Consider the following 19,518-nt stretch of genomic DNA (forward strand, 5'->3'; position numbering starts at 1 on the left):
CGTCTCAGCTGATCCACTCAGTGTGGAACGCCCCGGGCTGATCGAGGCGCTCATAGGTGTGGGAGCCGAAGCAGTCGCGCATCGCCTGCACGAGGTTCTGGGGCAGCCGCCCGCTGCGGTAACTGTCGATGTAGTCGAGCGTGCTCGACAGGCAGGGCACCGGAATGCCGGCCATGGCTGCACCGGCCACGATGCGTCGCAGTCCCGGCAGCCGCCGGTTGATCTGCTCGGCGAACCAGGGATCGAGCATCAGGTTGGGGAGCGCCGGATCGGCGGTGTAGGCGTTCTGGATCCGCTGCAGCAGCCGGGCCCGGATGATGCAGCCCCCCTTCCAGATCTGGCCGATCGCCGCGAAGTCCAGGGCGTAGTCATGCAGCCGGGACGCCTCCTGCAGCAGGGCCATCCCCTGGCCGTAGCTGACGATGCAGGCGGCAATGCAGGCATCCATCAGCGGCGGCAGACCGGCGGCGGGGTCGCCGAGATCCATGGCCCCCCCGGCGGGCGGTGCCGCGATCACGGCCTCGGCGGCCAGACGCTCGGGACGCAGCGAACTCAGAACCCGGGCATTGAGGGCCGCATAGATGGTGGGAACCGGGACTCCCATCTCCAGGGCGCTGACCACGGTCCAGAGCCCGGTCCCCTTCTGGCCGGCGGCGTCGACGATGACTTCCACCAGATCGCCGCCGCCGGCCGGATCCTTGGTGCGCAGACACACCTCCGTGATCTCCACCAGGAAGGAGGCGAGTTCCTCGGTGGTGTTCCAGTGCGCCAGAACATCGGCCATCGCGTCCCCGTCCATGCCACCGACCCGCTTCATCAGGTCGTAGGCCTCCGCCAGGATCTGTTCGATGCCGTATTCGATGCCGTTGTGCACCGTCTTGACGAAGTGCCCGGCCCCGCCCGGTCCGATGTAGGTGACACACGGACCGTCGTCCACCTGGGCGGCCATCTTGCGCACCAGGGATTCGATCGCGTCATAGGCGGTGCGTGTCCCCCCGGGCATCATGCTGGGTCCCTCGAGGGCACCCTTGGCCCCTCCCGAGACCCCCATGCCGATGTAACCGAAGCTCTTGCTTTCGAGTTCGGCGACACGCCGCTCCGTGTCTGTGTAGAGGGAATTGCCGCCGTCGATCAGCAGATCTCCCTCCTCCAGAAGCGGTGAGATGGAGGCGATGGTGTCATCCACGGGCTGCCCGGCCTTCACCATCATCAGGATGCGGCGGGGGCGTTCCAGCGTGGCCACGAACTCTTCGAGGGTTCTGGCTCCGACGATGTCCTTGCCGGCCCCCCGGCCCTGGAGAAAGGCCTCCGTCTTGGCGTAGGTGCGGTTGTAGACGACGGAGGAAAACCCATTCCGCTCAGCATTGAGCACCAGGTTTTCGCCCATCACCCCAAGGCCGATCAGGCCGAAATGTGCCGTGCCCATGTACGAGGTCCGTGGCTTCCCGCACAGTGTGGCCAGACCATCCACGGGCGGTGCCGATCCGTCACAACTGAAGCGCTGGTTGTCAGCATCTCCTGGCCTGAGGAGGCTGATGGGAGGCTTCTGGCGCCCGGCACAAACCCTGCTCAGGGCCCGCTGCCGTGGGGAGAGGCGTCATGGGCTGGCGGTGGGCCAGGCGCTGCGCCGGAGCTGCGCGGCACCCGGGGTCGTGGGTGGGGAGGGAGGCCGCCCAAGAGCAGGGTGGTGTCAGGTTCAGATCACCGTCCCATCGGCAATCGTGCCGTTCTTGACCACCACGACGATCCCGTTGCGGATGTAGAAGTTCAGCTCGGGACGGTCCGCCTCCTCGATGCGGTCCCTGTTGACGATGGTGACGTTCGTGCCGATGCGCACGTTCTTGTCGAGGATCGCCCCTTTGACGGTTGTTCCCTTCCCGACCCCCATCGGAATGCCGCCGCGCTGGCGCAATGTGAGGCGCTCCTCGGAGGATTCGAAATAATCCGAGCCCATCACGAGGGTGTCCTGAAGCACCACTTCGTCCTCCACGCGGGACCGTACCCCCAGCACACAGTGGTGGATGCTGCAGGATTTCAACAGAGATCCCTCACCGATGATCGACTCGGTCACCTGGGCATCCTGAAGCTTGCTCGGTGGGAGGTACCTCGGGCGGGTGTAGATCGGGAATTTCTCGTCGTAGAACGAGAATGGCGGATTTGGCTGCTGGGTGAGCGCGAGGTTGGCCTCGTAGAAGGCTCCAATCGTACCGATATCCTCCCAGTAATCGTCGAACAGGTAACTCTGCAGACGATCCCCACGGGCCAGCGAGGCCGGGATGATTTCCTTGCCGAAATCGGTGAAGGAGGAGTGGGAGTTGAGCAGATCGAAGAGGGTGTCGCGGCTGAACACGTAGATCCCCATCGAGGCCAGATGGGGACGTCGCTGCGCCTCTTCACGGGAGAGTCCAAGACTCTCGGTGTTGACGCGCATGGCCTCCAGGTCTTCACCCTTCGGCTTTTCGCGGAACTCCTGGATGCGGCCGTCGCTGTCGGTGCGCATCAGGCCGAAGGACTCGGCCTGCCCAGGATCCACCGGCAGGGCACCGACGGAGAGATCGGCACCCGTGTCGATGTGATGCTGCACGAAACTGCTGTAGTCCATCCGGTAGAGCTGGTCACCGGAGAGGATCAGGTAGTGGTCCACATCCCACTCCTGGAAGAGCCACTGGTACTTCCGGACCGCATCGGCGGTGCCCTCAAACCAGCTGGGGCTGTCCGGGGTCTGCTGGGCGGCCAGAACTTCCACGAACCCCTGGCCGAATCCGGCCGAGAGGTTGTAGGTCATCGTGAGGTGGCGGTTCAGGGAAGCGCTGTTGAACTGCGTCAACACATAGATCTTGTTGATCTGGGAGTTGATGCAGTTGCTGATTGGAATGTCGATCAGGCGGTACTTGCCGGCCAGAGGAACAGCCGGCTTTGCCCGCATCTTGGTGAGCGGATAGAGGCGGGTTCCAGCACCCCCTCCCAGAATGATGGCGAGAACACGTTTCATTGTTTCTGATTCCTTCCTCCTGTTGGGGGGACCGTACTGGAGCGTGCGGCCCTGGGGCGAGTGCCGGGGTCACCGCCGGCATGAACTGTTGCAGTGACCCTGCAGGGGTAGGCCAAGGGGAGGTGACGCCCCGGTTCAGCCGTCCTGCAGCTCATCCCGCAGCTCGAACAGATCCTCCAGAACCCGCATGGCCGTATGGCGTTGGGGGCGCGGCTGGGGTGCCCGGATGTTGGTCACCGGGGTGTGGAGGATCTTGTTGACGATGCCCTTGCTCAGGGCCTCCACCACCTTCCGTTCCCGGGCGGAGAGATCGGGACCCATGCGGCTGAGGGCTTTCTGCAGTTCCTGCTCGCGGATCTCCTCCAGGTGGCGCCGCAACCGGTTCACCACCGGCACGGCCTCCAGGCCATCCCACCACTCCAGGAAGAGCCGTGCTTCCTCGTCGAGGAGACCTTCAGCCTCCGCGGCCATTTCACGCCGCGCCTCCTGGTTGCGCGCCACGACCTCCTGGAGATCGTCCACGTCGAATGCCTGAACCCCCGGCAGCTCCGTCGTGTCCGGGGAGATGTTCCTCGGTACGCCGATGTCCACCAGCATCAGGGAGCTGCGACGGTTCAGGCCCGCCAGCCGCTCTGCCGTGATGATCGGATCCTCCGCACCGGTGCTGGTGAACACCAGCGAGCAGGTGCTGAGGCAATGGTCCAGGTCCTCGAGCGGACGGCACTGCACCGGCAGCGTGGGAAAGTCCGCCGCCAGCTGTTCGGCCCGGGCGACCGTGCGGTTGAGCAGCACGACCCCCCTGCAGCCCTTGGCCTGGAGATGCTGCAGAAGCAGGCGGGCCATGCGGCCGGCGCCCACCACGGCCACCTGCTCCTGGTCGAGCGGGACGAGTTCATCCACGCCCCGGCTCTGGCCCACCTTGAGCTGGGCCAGTTCCACGGCGGCCGAACTGATCGAGACGGCGCCGGTGCCCAGGTTGGTCTCGGTGCGCACCCGCTTGCCGGTGCTCACGGCCTGGTTGAGCAACCGGTTGAGGATCGGCCCCACGGAGCGGTGCTCCTGGCCGAGGCGCACCATCTTCTTCACCTGCGAGAGAATCTGCCCCTCGCCGAGCACAAGGGAGTCGAGTCCTGCCGCGACCCGCAGCAGGTGGCCCACGGCCTCCTCATGGTGGTAGGTGAACAGGTGGGGGGTGAGCTCATCGACGGCCAGCCCGGAATGCTGGCTGAGGAACTGCCCCACGGCCGAGATGCCGTGCTCCGGATGGCGGAGCAGGGTGTAGATCTCGAGGCGGTTGCAGGTGCTGAGGATTGAGGCCTCGAGCACCTGATCATCGCTGCGCAGCTGCTGGAGCGAGGCATCCATGGCCTGCTCCGGGATGCTGAGCCTCTCACGGATCTCCACCGGAGCCGTGCGATGGCTCAGTCCGACGACTGCGATGTGCATGGTGGCTGCTCGCGTTGGGCTGACCAGAACTTGATCAGCGCAGCGCGATGCTCTGGGCACCGGGCTTGATGTGCACGGTGTTGGTGAAGCGGGCGGTGTTGTCGAGGGTGCTGATCACCAGCGAACTCGTACGGGTGCAATCTTTCTCGAACTTGACGCCGTCGAAGAGCAGACCATCGGTGATGCCGCTTCCGGCGAACACCACGTTTTCGCCGGAAGCGAGCTCCTCGGCTTCATAGATCTTGTCCGGATCGGTGATGCCCATCTCGGCCAGGCGGGCAAGGTTGCCTTCCCGGGTCAGCCCCTCCCACTCCTTGGTCTGGGCCACAGCTGGGTCATAGACGAGCTGGCCCTGGAAGTGGCCACCGAGGGCCCGCATGGCGGCGGCGGAGATCACCCCCTCAGGAGCTGCCCCGATGCCCATCAGGCAATGGGTGCCGGTGCCGGCGAAGCCACAGGCGATCGCAGCCTGCACGTCACCGTCGGAGATGGGCTGCACGCGGGCACCGGTGGCCCGGATCTCGGCGATCAGGCCCTTGTGACGGGCCCGGTCCATGACCACGATCACCAGCTCACTCTTGGCGAGGCCGAGGCACTGGCTGAGGATCTCGATGTTTTCGGTGGCACTCTTGCGGATGTCCACCTTGCCCTTGGCGGCCGGGGGAGCGGCCAGCTTGTTCATGTAGAAGTCGGGCGCGTTGAACAGGCCGCCCCGGTCGGAGGCCGCCAGCACGGCCATCGAACCGCGCTGGTTGTTGGCGCAGAGGTTGGTGCCCTCGCAGGGATCCACTGCGAAGTCGACACCGGGGCCCGTGCCACTGCCCACTTCCTCGCCGATGTAGAGCATCGGCGCCTCGTCGCGCTCGCCCTCGCCGATGACGATCCGTCCCTGCATCTGGATCTGACCCATCCGCTTGCGCATCGCCTCCACCGCAGCGGCGTCCGCCTCGTCTTTCTGGCCCAGACCGGTCAGCTCCGCTGACGCGATGGCGGCCTGTTCAACGACCTCGAGAATTTCCTGGATGAGGGTGCGATCCACAGTGGTCCGGCAAGGGTGGAGGCTTCGGAAGGGGACCTGAGATGCCAGCTGCTGCACGGCATTTCAGGAAAGAAGCGGTCATCACTGTATCAGCGGCATCCATCCAGCCTTCCCCGGGCGCGCGGCGGCCGCCAGCCCTCCGGCGGGTGGCCGCCGGTGCCCTACCTACAATCGGCCTTCCCCTGCCCCTGGCCGCAGCATGAGCACCAAGTCCCTGGTGGTGTCGCCCTCGATTCTTTCCGCCGACTTCTCCCGGCTCGGGGATGACGTGCGTGCCGTGGATCAGGCCGGTGCGGACTGGATCCACGTGGACGTGATGGACGGCCGGTTCGTGCCGAACATCACGATCGGTCCGCTGATCGTGCAGGCGCTCCGGCCGGTCACGACCAAGCCCCTCGACGTCCATCTGATGATCGTCGAGCCCGAGCGGTACGTTCCCGAATTCGCCAAGGCCGGCGCCGACATCATCTCGGTGCAGGTCGAGGCCTGTCCCCACCTGCACCGCAACCTTGCCCAGATCAGGGATCTGGGCAAGATGGCCGGCGCCGTGCTCAACCCCAGCACCCCCATCGACACCCTGGAGTACTGCCTCGAGCTCTGTGACCTCGTGCTGGTGATGAGCGTCAACCCCGGTTTCGGAGGGCAGAGCTTCATCGACAGCCAGGTGGACAAGATCCGTGACCTGCGCCGCATGTGCGAGGCCAAGGGCCTCGATCCCTGGATCGAGGTGGATGGCGGCATCAAGGCCGAGAACGCCTGGAAGGTGATCGAGGCCGGGGCCAACGCCATCGTGAGCGGCTCCGGTGTCTTCAACCAGCCGAGTTACGCCGAGGCGATCACCGGGATCCGCAACAGCCGCCGGCCGGCACCCGTGGCCGCCTGAGCAGCCACGCCAACGTCAGCCTGACGGGCGAGATCACACTCCCCCCGCGATCCGGGGGGAGTTTTTTCATGGTCTGGTGCCCGGGGCAGCGGTGGGTTCAGGGACGGTTCAGCTCTCGAAGAACCAGCCGTAGCTGTGCAGGCCGATGCCCAGCAGGTTGACGCCGATGTAGCAGACCACGATCACCACCAGTCCCACCGAGGCCACGATCGCCGGTTTCCGCCCCTGCCAACCGCGGATCAGCCGCGTGTGCAGGTACGCCGCGTACACCAGCCAGCAGATCAGGGCCCAGGTTTCCTTGGGGTCCCAGCTCCACCAGCTGCCCCAGGCCTCGTTGGCCCAGACGGCGCCGCTGACCAGGCCGACCGACAGCAACAGGAAGCCCACCGTGATCGTGCGGTAGCTGAGCGAATCCAGCTGCTCGGCCAGGGAGATCGCCACGCTGCGCAGCTTCATCGGGGCAGCCATCGCGCCCGGCCCGTCGGCCGCCAGCTGGGCCTGGCGGTAGCCGCCGCTGCCGATCGAGCTGCTGCGCAGCTGCAGCTCCTGCCCCCGTTCGGTGAACAGCACCGCCAGGGAGAGCAGCGAGCCCACCAGCAGGGCCGCATAGCTCAGCATGATCACGCTCACGTGCATGACCAGCCAGCTCGAGCGCAGGGCCGGCACCAGCGGTGAGGCCTCCTGAAGCCGCTCCGGCAGAGCGAAGCTGGCGAAGGCCACGCATCCCAGCGCCACCGGGGTGGCGGCGGCCGGCACCAGCGGTGAGGGCCAGGAGCGTTCCACCAGCAGCTGGGTGAGGGTGCATCCCCAGGCCAGGAAACAGAGTGACTCGTAGAGATTGCTGATCGGGAAGTGACCGGAGTCGATCCAGCGCAGCACGAGCTGGGCGGTGAGGCAGAGGTTGGCGCTGGCAACCAGGATCCTCACCAGACCGCTGCTGCGCCCCCCGCTCAGGGACCAGAAGGACAGGGGAAGCACCAGCAGCAGCAGGGCGAAGGCCGCGAGCCCCAGGCCCAGGACTGGATCGTGCAGCAGGTTCGGCAAGGGTGACAGGGAGATGCCGGCCCAGTCTGGCTGTTCACGGTGACTCGCTGCTACCGACTGGCCTGCCGCAACAGGATCAGGGCCGTTCCCAGCCCGATCAGCACGGGCAGCCAGGCCGACAGGACGGGCTGCAGGGTTCCCTTCACGCCGAGGGAACTGAAGCTGAAGGCCACCAGGTAATAGCCGAAGATCAACAGCACGGTCAGGCCGAAACCCTGGCTGCGGCTGCGGCGGGAATGGGGCCGGCCGCCGAGGCTGCTGCCCATCAGGCCGAACACCAGACAGACGGCCGGGAAGGAGAACTTCTCCTGGATGCGCACCCTGAGCTTCCGCGCCGCCTGGGCGTCACCTGATTCGCGCAGCAACCGTTCGGCGGTGCGGGCCTGGCCGATCGTCATCTCATTGGCATCATGCGGCAGCTTGGCCACCCTGATCGGCTGGTTGCCCAGGGGGTACAGGTAACGATCGAACCGGGCCGTGGTGATCGATTCGACCGATCCGCCGCCAACGCCGATGATCTGCCCATCGAGAAATTCCCACTGAGCCTCCCGGTCACTCCAGCGGGCCTGGTTGGCCCTCAGCAGCAGCCTGTTGGCTGATCGGCTCAGATCCAGGAGGGTCACATCCTCCATCACCCCCTGCTTGAAGCGGCGGGCATAGAAGATGTGGGTCAGCCCCTTCTCGGAGTCGCCGTCCGGCATCTCCACCCGCCCGAACTTGGAGAAGAGCACGTCGTCCTTTTCCTCGCCGGCCACGGCACGGCCGATCGCCCGGTTCAAGGTGGCATCGGCCTGGGAGAGAGTGCGGGGCACGATCGCCTCGTTGAAGGCGAAGGTGAGCAACGTCATCACCAGGGAGAGGGCCACGGCCGGCACCACCATCCGCCAGGTGGGCACCCCGATGCTGCGCAGGGCCGTCAGTTCGCTGTTGCCCGAGAGCTTGCTGTAGGTCAGCAGGCTGGCCATCAGGGTGGCCATCGGGAAGGAGAGCACCAGGAACGAGGGCAGCTCCAGCACCAGAATCTGCAGCGCCACATCGAGGGGCAGGCCGGATTCGGCCACGCGTCGCACCAGCTCGAACACCGAACCCACCGAGAGGGACACCGCGGTGAAGGCAGCGACACCGAAGATCAGCGGAGCGATGAGCTCCCCGAGCATCCAGCGATCCACCAGGGGCAGGCGACGCCAGGGCGCCAGCAGGCGGTGGCGGGCGGAGGCACCGGCGGCGTGGAGCTGTGTCACAGGCGGAAGCCCTCCCCGAGGTAATGGCGTCTCACGAGGGGATCATTCCCCACCTCGCGCGAACTGCCGGACGCCAGAATCGCGCCCTCCGAGAGGATGTAGGCCCGATCAGTGATCGCCAGCGTCTCCCGCACGTTGTGGTCCGTGATCAGCAGCCCCATGCCCCGATGGCGCAGTTGTTCGATCAACTGCTGCAGGTCGGCCACGGCGATCGGATCAACCCCGGCAAAGGGTTCGTCGAGCAGCAGATAGCGGGGCCCCTCGGCGCCGACGGCCAGGGCCCGGGCCACCTCGGTACGGCGACGCTCGCCACCTGAGAGCTGGAAGCCGCGGCGGGCCTGGAAGGGTCCGAGGTGAAAGTCTGCGATCAGATTCTCCAGTCGCTCACGGCGCAGAGGGCGGGGCGTGTGGCTCGCCTCGAGCGCCAGACGCAGGTTGTCGCGCACGCTGAGCTGACGGAACACGCTGGGCTCCTGGGGCAGGTAGCCGATGCCGAGGCGGGCCCGGGTGGGCATCGGCAGACGGCCGATATCCCGCCCGTCCAGGAGCACCTGGCCTGCGTCAGGTCGGATCAATCCGGTGACCAGGCCGAAGGTCGTGGTCTTGCCGGCCCCATTCGGTCCGAGCAGGCCGACCACTTCGCCGGGTTCCAGATGGAGCGATACACGGTTGACCAGAACCCGGCCACCGATGGCCAGGACCACATCCTTCAGCTCCAGCGTCATGGCCGGGGGGCATCCCCTGGCGGCAGGTCGGCTCCCGCGGGCGTGGCGGCCGGGGGGGTGGTGTCCAGCCGGTAGCGGGTGATCACCTGTTCACCGGGGGACGGCTGGGCGAGGAGCCGTTCGTTCTGCACCAGATAGGTCAGCTGTTCAGCCCGGATGCTGTGACCGTCACCCTGCACCACGTCCACATCGCCGCTCAGCACCAACCGGCCCTCCCGGCTGAAGTACTGGGCCTGCCGCGCCGTCGCGACGACCCGCTGATCGGGATAGAGGATGCGAACGTTTCCCGTGGCGGTGAGGATGCCCGTGGCATTGTCGGCCTTCTGCAGGTCGGATTCGATCGACACGATTCCCGTCACCGGGGTCGTGACGGGCCCATCGCCGGGGGCGGTGGTGTTCGGCTGCGGGTGGGCGGGAAGGCCCGGCAGAGCAATCAGGCAGAGGCCGAGCAGACCGAGGGTGGCGTGACGGATCGCGGGCAGTGGCAAGGGGCCGGAGCCGACGGCTCGAAGCAATCTACAAGTCCCCCCCGGGGGCCTGAAGCCGTGCCAGCACCGGGGGGGGCAGCTCGTCCAGGGGAGTTCCTTCCTGCAGGGCCTTCAGCCAGGTCCGGGCGGTCTGACGCAGGGCCAGCAGATCGAGGCCCAGAGCCCTGTCCGGTGCGCTGGTCAGCCGACCCAGCCCCTCGCCGGTCAGGATCGTCGCCCCACGGCGGTTGCCGCGCTCGGCATGGAGCTGTCCCACGGCGATCTGCAGGATGCCCTGCAGAACGGGCCTGCACAGACCCGCCGTCTCATGCCACAGCTCCTCGAAGCCGTCGTGGCAGCCGTACCAGTCGCCCGCGTTGAACTGGTCGATGGCGACGGCCAGCCGTGGGTCGGCCAGCAGGCCGAGCTCCTCGGTGTCGACCCCGGCCCTGCCGGTCGGCAGGGCCGGATCGATGGCTTCGGCTGAGCCCATGCCCTCAACCCTTGCCCTGCTCAGCGTTTGGCGGCCTTTCTGGCGGGCAGCTTGCGGAGCCGGATCGACTCGGGGGTGACCTCGAGCATCTCATCGGGGCCGATGTACTCGAGGGCCCGTTCCAGGGTCATCTGCACGGGAGCCTGGAGGGTGTCGAGTTCCTCGGCGCCGGCGGAGCGCATGTTGGTGAGCTGCTTCGCCTTGCAGACATTGATCTCGAGATCCTGGGGCCGGTTGTTCTCACCGATGATCATGCCCTTGTACACCTTGGTGCCCGGGGTGATGAAGAACTGGCCGCGATCCTCGGCATTCTTGAGGGCATAGAAGGTGGCGGTGCCTTCCTCGAAGGCGATCAGCACCCCATTGCGGCGGGCGTCGAAGTCCCCCTGCATCGGCCGGTAATCCAGGAAGGAGTGGCTCATGATCCCCTCGCCCCGGGTGGCACGGATGAACTCGCCCCGGAAGCCGATCAGGCCCCTGGCGGGAACCACGAACTCGAGCTGGGTCCGCCCGTCGTTGGTGTTTTCCATGTTCTGCATTTCCGCCTTGCGGACGCCCAGCTTTTCGATGCAGGCACCCACGGCCGCCTCGGGCACATCGAGCACCAGGGTCTCGTAGGGCTCGCTGGGGGTGCCGTCGATGGTGCGGAAGATGACCTGGGGTTGGCTCACCTGGAATTCATAGCCTTCCCGCCGCATCGTTTCGATCAGGATGCCGAGGTGCAGTTCGCCACGCCCGCTGACGGACCAGCGGTCGGGTGAGTCGGTGTCCTCGACCCGCAGGGCGACATTGGTGAGCAGTTCCTTCTGCAGACGGTCACGGATCTGCCGGCTGGTGACGAACTTCCCTTCCTTGCCCGCGAAGGGGGAATCGTTGACCACGAAGGTCATCTGCAGGGTGGGTTCGTCCACCTTGATCAAGGGCAGGGCTTCCGGGTTGTCCGGACAGGCGATGGTCTCGCCGATGTTGACTTCGTCGAATCCAGCGACGGCCACCAGATCGCCGGCGCTGGCCTGCTCGATCTCGACCCGCTGCAGGCCCTGGAAGCCGAGCAGCTTGCTGATCCGGCCGCGCTTGACGCTGCCGTCATCGCGCAGCAGGGCAGCCGGTTGGCCGGCCTTGATGGTGCCGTTGTGGATCCGCCCGATCATGATGCGACCGAGGAAGTCGCTGTAGTCGAGGGTGGTGACCTGAAGCTGCAGGGGCTTGGCGGGATCACCCACCGGCGGCGGGACGTGCCGGAGAATGGCATCGAACAGCGGACGCATCGTGTCGCTGTCGGTCTTCATGTCCGGCTTGGCGTAGCCGCCCATGCCACTGCCGAACAGGTAGGGAAAGTCGCACTGGTCGTCGTCGGCGCCCAGTTCCAGGAAGAGGTCGAGCACCTTGTCGACCGCGACCTCGGGATCCACCCGGGCCCGGTCGATCTTGTTGACGAAGACGATCGGCCTCAGACCCTTTTCCAGGGCCTTTTTGAGCACGAAACGGGTCTGGGGCATCGGCCCCTCGTTGGCGTCCACGATCAGCAGACAGCCATCCACCATGCCGAGAACCCGCTCCACTTCACCGCCGAAGTCGGCGTGGCCGGGGGTGTCGACGATGTTGATGCGAATCCCCTCGTAATCGACCGCCGTGTTCTTCGAGAGGATGGTGATACCCCGCTCACGCTCCAGGTCGTTGGAGTCCATGACGCAGGTGGGGACCGCCTCGTTGTCGCGGAAGATGCCGGACTGGGCGAGCAGCGCGTCGACGAGGGTGGTCTTGCCGTGGTCGACGTGGGCAATGATCGCAATGTTGCGAATCGGCGTGCCTGGATGTGCGCCGCTCATAGATTGAGAATTCCTACGGTTACGGATGAAGCCAAGCGGCCACTCTATCCCATGCACCCTGAGGTCCCCACCGGGCGGTTTCCCGCAGTTCAGGCCCTGGCCCTGAGGCTGCCGCGCGTCACCCCCAGCCGGCTTTCGAGCCGTTCCTGCTGCCACAGCTGACGCCCACTGAGGCGTCCAGCCAGCGCCTCGCGGTACGCCACGACCCGACGACGGGTTGCGGTGGCGTCCTCATCCAGCAGCTCGATGCGGAAGTGGCGCGCACCTCCCGCCAGGAGCTGCGGCAGAGCCTCGGCCGCACTCTGGGCACGGGCGTTGAACAGGGTGTTGCGGCAGCCCAGGTCGGCCCTGAGGGGGTGCTCGGCTCCGCTGCGATCACGCAGCAGCACGGTGTGCTGCTCGCAGGGCCTGCCGCAATCCGTGTGGTCGTGCCCGTCGGAGAGAAAGGCGCAGAACAGGCAGTGCTCCATGTGGAACAGCGGCATGTGCTGATGAACCGTGATCTCCACACTTCCCGGGGGTGAACCCACCAGCAGCCCCAGCAGCTGCTGCAGGTCGAGATCGTGGCTGGCGGTGACACGGTGCAGGCCCCAGCGCTCCAGGAACCATCCGAGGCTGAGGGGATTGGAGACATTGAGGCTGAAATCGCCGATGCAGGGTGCCTCCGGGGTCAGCCGCTCCAGTTGGTCCGCATTGCGCACCAGGTAGCCATCCGGTCGGGCCCGCAGCAGCGGCTCCAGGCTCCAGGCTTCGTCGGGACGCACAATGCGGGGGCCGGCGAGCCAGAGTCCCCCGGGCCAGCACCCCTGCCCGATCGCCACGGCCTCCCGGAGCTCGCGGGGCTGCTCCAGGTCGGCCATCACCGCGTGGACCGGCGCGTGGCGCAGGGCCCGCAGCTGCTCCAGGCTCCGCACCAGCACCACCAGATGGGGATCCTGCGGCGCCGCGTCATCGCCGCAACCCTCCGGCTGAGGGGGCTGCAGCCGCATCAGCGCCTGCAGTGGCGTGAGCGGTTCAGCCGGGTTGCCGACGCTCCGATCGGTGGCATGGTCGCCAGTCCGGGCGTCCAGTAGCGCGACCAGCCGCCGGCGGATCCGGTTCAGCTCCGCCACGGGCAGGAACAGGGGGCCATCGGCGAGCTCCACGGTCAGGGTGTCCAGCGACCATCCGCTGCCGCCGAGGCGCCCGAGCTGGGCCTGAAGGCGCGGCGCATCGAGACCGGCGCCCTCGGCCGGCACGAGGGCGATCGTGCTGCACACCTCCAGGTCGCCCCCCGGCTGTCCCACCGTGCGCACCGTCAGCACCTGCTGCCTTCGCCCTTGCACCAGCAGATGCAGGGGCCGCCGCCGCTCGGGCGGTTCGCTCCCGGCCAGGCGGCTCCAGCGCCGTTCCCGCTCGGGGTCACTCGTGAGCCAGCAGGGACTGCCCGGCGGCAGGCCCTCCCCGGCGATCCGCCCGGGGCCCAGGCGCACGGCCAGCCGTCCCTCACCCCGCTGCTGGACGGCCATGACCCGGCCTCCGACTTCCAGCGGCGCGGTGAGGGGGGAGCCGCCGGCAGCTTCGAACACGACGCCATCACCCGGCTTGAGGCTGGCGTCGGTGTCCAGCAGCCACCAGCCTGACGGTTCGATCCGTTGCAGCACCCCGAGTTCCGGACCGCGCTTCTTGCTCCAGCGCGCATGCACCAACTGGCGGTGGTTGACCCCCTCGAACCAGCCGGTGGACAGACCCCGTGAAAAGCTCAGCTCCAGATCCCTGCGCCGCTCGGCGTCCATCGGCTCGGGCACCGCGCCTTGCGCGAGCCGGTCGAGCCCCTGGCGGTAGGCCTGGGTGACGGCAGCCACATAGCTGGCGTCCTTGAGGCGACCCTCGATCTTGAGGCTGGCGATGCCCAGCTCCCGCAGCTTCGGCAGCACGTCCCAGGCCGCCAGATCCTGCGGGGAGAGCAGGTAGCGCCGATCCCCGAGGTCCCGCTCCACCCCATCGACAACGAGTTGGTAGGGGAGACGGCAGGCCTGGGCACACTCGCCCCGGTTGGCGCTGCGCTGTCCCAGGGCCTCGCTGGTGAGGCACTGGCCCGAGTAGGCCACACAGAGCGCTCCATGCACGAACACCTCCAGCGGCACGACGAGGTCCCGGGCCAGCAGCTGCTGCTGGATGCGCTCCAAGTCCTGCAAGCTGAGTTCCCGCGCCAGCACGACCATGCGGCAACCCAGGGCGGCGGCCTGGGCCACGCCGGCGGCGCTGGTGATCGACATCTGGGTGGAGGCGTGCACCGCCAGCTCGGGCGCGAGCATTCCGGCCAGCCGGGCCAGGCCGATGTCCTGCACGATCAAGGCATCCACTCCGGCATGGCTCGCCTCCAGCACCAGCTCCCCGGCTTCCTCGAGCTCGTCGGTGAAGATCAGCACATTGAGGGTCAGGTAGGCCCTCAGGCCCCGACGGTGCAGCCAGTCGACGATCGCCGGCAGCTCGCGGCGCCGGAAATTGGCCGCCCGCATGCGGGCGTTGAAGGCATCCACCCCGAAGTAGACGGCATCGGCACCGCTCGCCGCCGCCGCCCGCAGGGCCTCCCAGTGCCCGGCGGGAGCCAGGAGTTCCGGATTCCGCTGAGGCTGGAAGGGCTGCATCAGCGGGCCAGCCTCTGGGCCGGCTCGAACAGCTGCAGCGCCTCGCCGCTGCCCTCGAAGCGCCAGTGCCAGGGCTCGTAACTCACGCCCTGGCGGTTGTCAGGTGGGAACGAAAGAATGAAGTGGTGGCGGGCCGCATGCTTCTCGAGCCAGGCGAACGCCTCGGTCTGGTCGAAGCTCGGGCTGAGATGGGTGTGGGGCATCCGCGCGTCACCGAGATCGACGGCGTAGCCGGTGCTGTGCTCCGAGAACCCCGGCGGGGCACTCACCTGGGCCCGTTCCACGGCCTTCTGATTCCGTTCCGACTTGACGTCGAAGAAAATCGTCTTCTGCAGGTCCTGGGAACGGAAGGCGCTGAGGAGTTCCAGCTCGATGCCATCAGCGGCGGCGGCCCGGCGCATCGCCTCCAGGGCCTCGGCCGCATCGCGGCGCAGGCGCTGGCCCGGGCCGACGCTCACCAGCGCGCTGGCAGGTGCTTCCGGGTAGGGGAAATGGCCGAGCAGGCGTCCATCGGCTCCTGGGCGGGCAGTGAGGCCGGCGACCGGGGGAGGTGCCAGCAGCCGCCGCAGGGGCTGGGGGAAGACGAGCGCCAGGCCAGCGGCCACGATGGCCATGGCTCCGGCCCCCAGGGCCAGCCGTCCAAGCAGTCCGGGACCCTTCGGCGTCGCCGGTACGGAGCGCCGGGCGACCGGAATGTCCTCCACCGTTGTCCCGGAGGCCCTGCGGGAGCTGGCGCGGCTGCCGCTGCGCAGGGGCGTCAAGGCCGACCTCCCCGCCCGACTCCGGCCCGACCTCTGGCCCGACCCGCGATCGAACCCCATCCCGGACCGGCCTGAGGACCGGTCTGACGACCTGCCTGAGGACCCGTCCGCTGCTCCGCCCGCGCCCTGCCGCCTGGCACCGATCACCCCTTGAGATTCCAAGCGTGACGATCCTATGGGCGGAGGCCGGAATGGGCGTCCTCGGGCCGAGCAACAGTGTTAGCTTCCGGCCAGAACCATTTCTGGCGGAGCGTTTGTCCGATGTTGCGTGTCGCAGTGGTGGGCGGCGGCCCCAGTGGCTCCTGTGCCGCCGAGGTCCTCGCCAAGGCCGGCATCGAAACCTGGATCTTCGAGCGCAAGCTCGATAACGCCAAGCCCTGCGGCGGCGCGATCCCGCTCTGCATGGTGTCTGAATTCGACCTTCCGGAATCGATCATCGACCGGAAAGTGCGCCACATGAAGATGATCTCGCCCTCCAACCGGGAGGTGGACATCAATCTCGAGAATGAGGCCGAGTACATCGGCATGTGCCGCCGGGAGGTGCTCGATGCCTTCCTGCGCAACCGTGCGGCCGAGCTGGGTGCCCATCTCGTCAACGGCCTGGTCACGAAGATCGACACCGGGGCGAACCGCCAGGGCCCCTACACGCTCACCTATTCCGATTACGGCACCGGTGAGGCCACCGGCGAGACCAGGACCCTGGAGGTCGACCTGATCGTCGGCGCCGATGGGGCCAACAGCCGCGTGGCCAAGGCCATGGATGCGGGCGACTACAACGTGGCGATTGCCTTCCAGGAACGGATCAAGCTCCCGGCCAAGGAGATGAGCTACTACGAGGATCTGGCGGAGATGTACGTCGGCACCGACGTGTCCCCGGACTTCTATGCCTGGGTGTTCCCCAAGTACGACCATGTGGCGGTCGGCACCGGCACCATGCAGGAGAACCAGTCCCTGATCAAGGGTCTGCAGGAGGGCATCCGGCTGCGCGCCAGGAAGCGGCTGGCCAATGGTGAAGTCATCAAGGTGGAGGCCCATCCCATTCCCGAGCATCCCCGCCCCCGGCGGGTGGTGGGACGCATGGCGCTGGTGGGCGATGCCGCCGGTTACGTCACCAAGAGCTCCGGTGAGGGCATCTATTTCGCGGCCAAGAGTGGCCGGATGTGCGCCGAGCAGATCGTGGAGTCCAGCCAGGGCGGCCAGAGGATCCCCACCGAGGCGGATCTCAAGAAGTACCTCAAGAAGTGGGACCGCCAGTACGGCGCCACCTACAAGGTGCTGGAGATCCTCCAGAACATCTTCTACCGCAACGATGCCGCACGGGAGGCCTTCGTGGAGATGTGCGATGACAAGGATGTGCAGCGGCTCACCTTCGACAGCTACCTCTACAAGCGGGTGGTGGCCATGAACCCCTGGCAGCAGTTGAAGCTCACCTTCCTCACCCTCGGCGCCGTCCTGCGGGGCAATGCCCTGGCTCCCCAGAGCTACAAGCCGGTCGACAGTGCCGTGCGGGACGACGATGAGGTCAATGCGATGCTCGCGGTCAGCACCATCAAGGGCGGCATCCGGATGCGCGGCGAGCCGACCCCAGGCTCCGAGGCCGGCGGCCGTGATGCCGTGGAGGTCGAGCGGGACAGCCGCGAGCCGGTTCTCTCCGGCAAGTGAGCCTGGCGCAGGCGAGGGCGCGCCCCTGAACGCGCCCCGCTGAGGACCTCACCCTGAGGACCTCACGCCAAGCACGTTCCGCGGCGGGCGTCATGTCCCGGGGGGGTCAGCCCGTGATGCGACTGAAGTCTCCCAGCACCGCGGCCTGGTTGCGGAGCACCCCGAGCAGGGCCAGCCGGTTGGCTCGCACGCCGGGGTCCTCCGCCATCACCATCACGCTGGTCTCCCCATCGAAGAAGGCTGCCAGAACCGGCGCACTGTCAGCCAGGGCAGCCGCGAGACCTGCGTATCCCTGGGCCGTGGAGGCCGAAGCCAGGGGTTCCAGCCGCTGCAGTTCGGCCAGCATCGCCCCCTCGCTCGGCTTCTCGAACAGGCTCGGGTTCACCACCTGCGCGGGGCTGAGCAGATCCGGGGCCAGCTCCGCCTTGTCCGCCAGCCGTGCTGCCCGGGTCACGACGGCCTGAATCGCCATGAGCGTGCCCCGGCTGCGCAGATCCTGCAGCAGCCGGGCCCGGACGCGCACGTCACCGGGGTCGCCCAGCAGTCGCCCCGTGGCGGTGGACTCACCGGCCACGGCCTGGACCAGGTCGCTGTCGAGGCCTTCCTCCTCGAGCAGGCTGCTGATCCGCTGGCGGAGGAACTCCATCAGCTCCAGCGCCAGCCCCTGGGGATCGGGAAGGCTCTCGGGCAGAAGCGTCGCCCAGTGGCTGGTGCACCGTTCCAGCAGGGCGACCAGATCCACGCGCCACCCCTGCGACCAGAGAATCTGGAGGATTCCGTTACCGGCTCGACGCAGGGCGTAGGGATCGGAGGAGCCGGTGGGACGCTCCCCTTTTCCGAAGATGCTGAGCAGCAGCTCCAGCCGCTCGGCCAGGGCCACAACCGCACCGGCTGCGGTGGCCGGCAGGGCATCACCGGCCCCACGCGGCAGGTAGTGTTCCAGCACCGCCACGGCCACCTCCCGGGGCTCCCCCTCCGCCAGGAGGTACTTGGCGCCCATCACGCCCTGCAGTTCAGGGAACTCCCCCACCATCTGGCTGACGAGGTCGTGCTTGCAGAGGTGGGCGGCCCGGCGGGCATGGTCGGCGTCGACGTCCGGCAGGGGCAGGGCCTCCAGCAGCACGTCGGTGCACCATTCCATCCGCTCGACCCGGTCCCGCAGGGACCCCAGCCCCTCGGCGAAGGTCACCCGGGCGAGCTGGTCGCGCCGGTCGATGCTCGCAACGGCGCGGTCGGCGTCCACGAAGAACCGGGCATCCGCCAGCCGCGCCTTGAGCACCCGTTCATTGCCACGGCGCACCAGGGAGTCCGCGGCGGGGAGCCCGTTGCCGATGCAGAGAAACCTGGGAAGCAGTGCGTCAGCGGCCTCGAAGGCCAGCGGGTCGACCGCCGCCCCCTGCCGGTACAGGGGGATGTAGCGCTGATGGGCGCGCATCACGGTGCACAGCACCTCGGCCGGGAGGGAGAGGAAGGAGGGTTCGATCGATCCCTCGATCAGCTGGGGGGCCTCGACCAGATCGGTGAGCTCCTCGAAGAGACTGTCGGGCAGGTCGGGGCGGGCCTGCAGTGCCGCAGCGGCCTGCTCCACGCCGGAGCGGATCAGCGCGGCCCTGCGCTCCCGCTCCACCATGACCCCAGCCGCTCCGAGCGTCTGGCTGTAGGCGTTGGCGGCCGCAATCGGAACCGCGTCGGCATGGAGCCGGTGTCCGCGGCTGAGGCGGCCTGAGCGGATTTCCGGATCCGTACCTGGGAGGCTCAGGGGGACGACCGTCTCATCGAGCAGGGCCACCAGCCAGCGCAACGGTCGGGAGAAGCGGCTCTCGCCCTCGCCCCAGCGCATGAACCGCCTCCCCTGGAGCCCCTGGATCCAGGCCGGGATGAGCTGGGCCATCACCGCAGCGGTGCTGCGGCCCGGCTCGACCCGGCTGGCGAAGACGAAGGGGCCCTTGGGCGTCGCCCTCACCTCCAGGGCCTCGGGCTCCACCCCGCAGCGACGGGCGAAGCCGATCGCCGCCGGCGTGGGCTGCCCGTCCCTGAACGCCTGCTCCGCCGGCGGACCCTTGCGTTCTTCGCTGGCATCCGGTTGACGCTCCGGCAGTCCTTCCACGCTGAGGGCCAGCCGTCGCGGCGTGCTGGTGCAGTGGATGGCCCCGTGGACCAGGCGCTGATCCCGCAGGTCCGCCCGCACGGCCGTCTCCAGCTGGGGCAGGGCCAGCCGGGCAAAATCTGCCGGCAGTTCCTCGGTACCGATCTCCAGCAGAAACGTCGACAAGGGATGGGCTTCGGCAGCAGCCAACTTTATGGAG

15 protein-coding genes and 1 pseudogene are annotated in these 19,518 nt (G+C 67.7%); 3 read left to right on the forward strand and 13 right to left on the reverse strand.

The window, feature by feature from the left end; all coding sequences use genetic code 11:
• Positions 1-4 precede the first annotated feature (4 nt).
• The 4 genes from gndA to glpX form a co-directional block, all read right to left on the reverse strand.
• A complete protein-coding gene (gene gndA / locus ACLD7X_RS05610; RefSeq protein WP_411422528.1) occupies positions 5-1,426 on the reverse strand; it encodes an NADP-dependent phosphogluconate dehydrogenase in 1,422 nt (473 codons plus the stop codon).
• A 270-nt stretch (positions 1,427-1,696) separates the two neighbouring features.
• The gene (locus tag ACLD7X_RS05615) at positions 1,697-2,992 is read right to left on the reverse strand and encodes a glucose-1-phosphate adenylyltransferase (protein WP_411422529.1); all 1,296 of its coding nucleotides are present in this window, start codon (positions 2,990-2,992) and stop codon (positions 1,697-1,699) included.
• A gap of 135 nt (positions 2,993-3,127) precedes the next feature.
• Complete coding sequence (locus ACLD7X_RS05620) at positions 3,128-4,438, reverse strand: glutamyl-tRNA reductase (protein WP_411422530.1); 1,311 nt, start codon at positions 4,436-4,438, stop codon at positions 3,128-3,130.
• A gap of 34 nt (positions 4,439-4,472) precedes the next feature.
• Positions 4,473-5,477: a class II fructose-bisphosphatase gene (gene glpX, locus ACLD7X_RS05625; protein ID WP_411422531.1), complete on the reverse strand. Its 1,005-nt coding sequence runs from the start codon at positions 5,475-5,477 to the stop codon at positions 4,473-4,475.
• 199 nt (positions 5,478-5,676) lie between these two features.
• Here glpX and rpe point away from each other — a divergent pair, with 199 nt between their 5' ends.
• Positions 5,677-6,360: a ribulose-phosphate 3-epimerase gene (gene rpe / locus ACLD7X_RS05630; protein ID WP_411422532.1), complete on the forward strand. Its 684-nt coding sequence runs from the start codon at positions 5,677-5,679 to the stop codon at positions 6,358-6,360.
• A 108-nt stretch (positions 6,361-6,468) separates the two neighbouring features.
• Here the strand turns inward: rpe and ccsB are convergent, their stop codons facing one another.
• From ccsB to ACLD7X_RS05670, 8 genes are all read right to left on the reverse strand, one after another.
• Positions 6,469-7,395 carry a c-type cytochrome biogenesis protein CcsB gene (gene ccsB / locus ACLD7X_RS05635; protein ID WP_411422561.1) on the reverse strand — a complete coding sequence of 309 codons (927 nt, stop codon included), beginning with the start codon at positions 7,393-7,395 and terminating at the stop codon, positions 6,469-6,471.
• Positions 7,396-7,454: 59 nt separating this feature from the next.
• Positions 7,455-8,645, reverse strand: a complete 1,191-nt coding sequence (locus ACLD7X_RS05640) for an LptF/LptG family permease (protein WP_411422533.1) — start codon at positions 8,643-8,645, stop codon at positions 7,455-7,457.
• Complete coding sequence (gene lptB, locus ACLD7X_RS05645; RefSeq protein WP_411422534.1) at positions 8,642-9,370, reverse strand: LPS export ABC transporter ATP-binding protein; 729 nt, start codon at positions 9,368-9,370, stop codon at positions 8,642-8,644. Before lptB ends, ACLD7X_RS05640 begins: the two co-directional genes overlap by 4 nt.
• A complete protein-coding gene (locus ACLD7X_RS05650) occupies positions 9,367-9,858 on the reverse strand; it encodes an LptA/OstA family protein (RefSeq protein WP_412006672.1) in 492 nt (163 codons plus the stop codon). Before ACLD7X_RS05650 ends, lptB begins: the two co-directional genes overlap by 4 nt.
• 28 nt (positions 9,859-9,886) lie before the next feature.
• On the reverse strand, positions 9,887-10,330 hold the full coding sequence (locus ACLD7X_RS05655) for a DUF309 domain-containing protein (protein WP_411422536.1): 444 nt from the start codon (positions 10,328-10,330) through the stop codon (positions 9,887-9,889).
• A 20-nt stretch (positions 10,331-10,350) separates the two neighbouring features.
• Positions 10,351-12,159 carry a translational GTPase TypA gene (gene typA, locus ACLD7X_RS05660; RefSeq protein ID WP_411422537.1) on the reverse strand — a complete coding sequence of 603 codons (1,809 nt, stop codon included), beginning with the start codon at positions 12,157-12,159 and terminating at the stop codon, positions 10,351-10,353.
• 89 nt (positions 12,160-12,248) lie between these two features.
• Entirely contained in the window at positions 12,249-14,789 is a 2,541-nt protein-coding gene (locus ACLD7X_RS05665; RefSeq protein WP_411422538.1) for a U32 family peptidase, read from the reverse strand.
• Positions 14,789-15,493, reverse strand: coding sequence for a M15 family metallopeptidase (locus ACLD7X_RS05670; protein WP_425625102.1), 705 nt, complete (start codon positions 15,491-15,493; stop codon positions 14,789-14,791). The genes ACLD7X_RS05665 and ACLD7X_RS05670 overlap by 1 nt, the downstream gene beginning before the upstream one ends.
• On the opposite strand from ACLD7X_RS05670, the gene ACLD7X_RS05675 reads away from it, so the two are divergent.
• Together ACLD7X_RS05675 and chlP are read left to right on the forward strand one after the other, a co-directional pair.
• The gene (locus ACLD7X_RS05675; protein ID WP_425625103.1) at positions 15,483-15,704 is read left to right on the forward strand and encodes a hypothetical protein; all 222 of its coding nucleotides are present in this window, start codon (positions 15,483-15,485) and stop codon (positions 15,702-15,704) included. The genes ACLD7X_RS05670 and ACLD7X_RS05675 overlap by 11 nt on opposite strands.
• Before the next feature lie 107 nt (positions 15,705-15,811).
• A pseudogene (gene chlP / locus ACLD7X_RS05680) lies at positions 15,812-17,026 on the forward strand (geranylgeranyl reductase); the annotation flags it as partial.
• A gap of 292 nt (positions 17,027-17,318) precedes the next feature.
• On the opposite strand, the gene glyS reads toward chlP, so the two are convergent.
• A complete protein-coding gene (gene glyS, locus ACLD7X_RS05685; RefSeq protein WP_412006673.1) occupies positions 17,319-19,484 on the reverse strand; it encodes a glycine--tRNA ligase subunit beta in 2,166 nt (721 codons plus the stop codon).
• Between the last annotated feature and the right edge of the window lie 34 nt (positions 19,485-19,518).

The organism is Aphanothece microscopica RSMan92 (genome assembly GCF_046613545.2).
In the GTDB taxonomy this organism is placed as follows: domain Bacteria; phylum Cyanobacteriota; class Cyanobacteriia; order PCC-6307; family Cyanobiaceae; genus NIES-981.

Coding starts and splice junctions, on each gene's coding strand:
- gndA (WP_411422528.1), bottom strand. CDS start 1,426: ATGGGCACGGCACATTTCGGCCTGATCGGCCTTGGGGTGATGGGCGAA.
- ACLD7X_RS05615 (WP_411422529.1), bottom strand. CDS start 2,992: ATGAAACGTGTTCTCGCCATCATTCTGGGAGGGGGTGCTGGAACCCGC.
- ACLD7X_RS05620 (WP_411422530.1), bottom strand. CDS start 4,438: ATGCACATCGCAGTCGTCGGACTGAGCCATCGCACGGCTCCGGTGGAG.
- rpe (WP_411422532.1), top strand. CDS start 5,677: ATGAGCACCAAGTCCCTGGTGGTGTCGCCCTCGATTCTTTCCGCCGAC.
- lptB (WP_411422534.1), bottom strand. CDS start 9,370: ATGACGCTGGAGCTGAAGGATGTGGTCCTGGCCATCGGTGGCCGGGTT.
- ACLD7X_RS05655 (WP_411422536.1), bottom strand. CDS start 10,330: ATGGGCTCAGCCGAAGCCATCGATCCGGCCCTGCCGACCGGCAGGGCC.
- typA (WP_411422537.1), bottom strand. CDS start 12,159: ATGAGCGGCGCACATCCAGGCACGCCGATTCGCAACATTGCGATCATT.
- ACLD7X_RS05665 (WP_411422538.1), bottom strand. CDS start 14,789: ATGCAGCCCTTCCAGCCTCAGCGGAATCCGGAACTCCTGGCTCCCGCC.
- ACLD7X_RS05675 (WP_425625103.1), top strand. CDS start 15,483: ATGTCCTCCACCGTTGTCCCGGAGGCCCTGCGGGAGCTGGCGCGGCTG.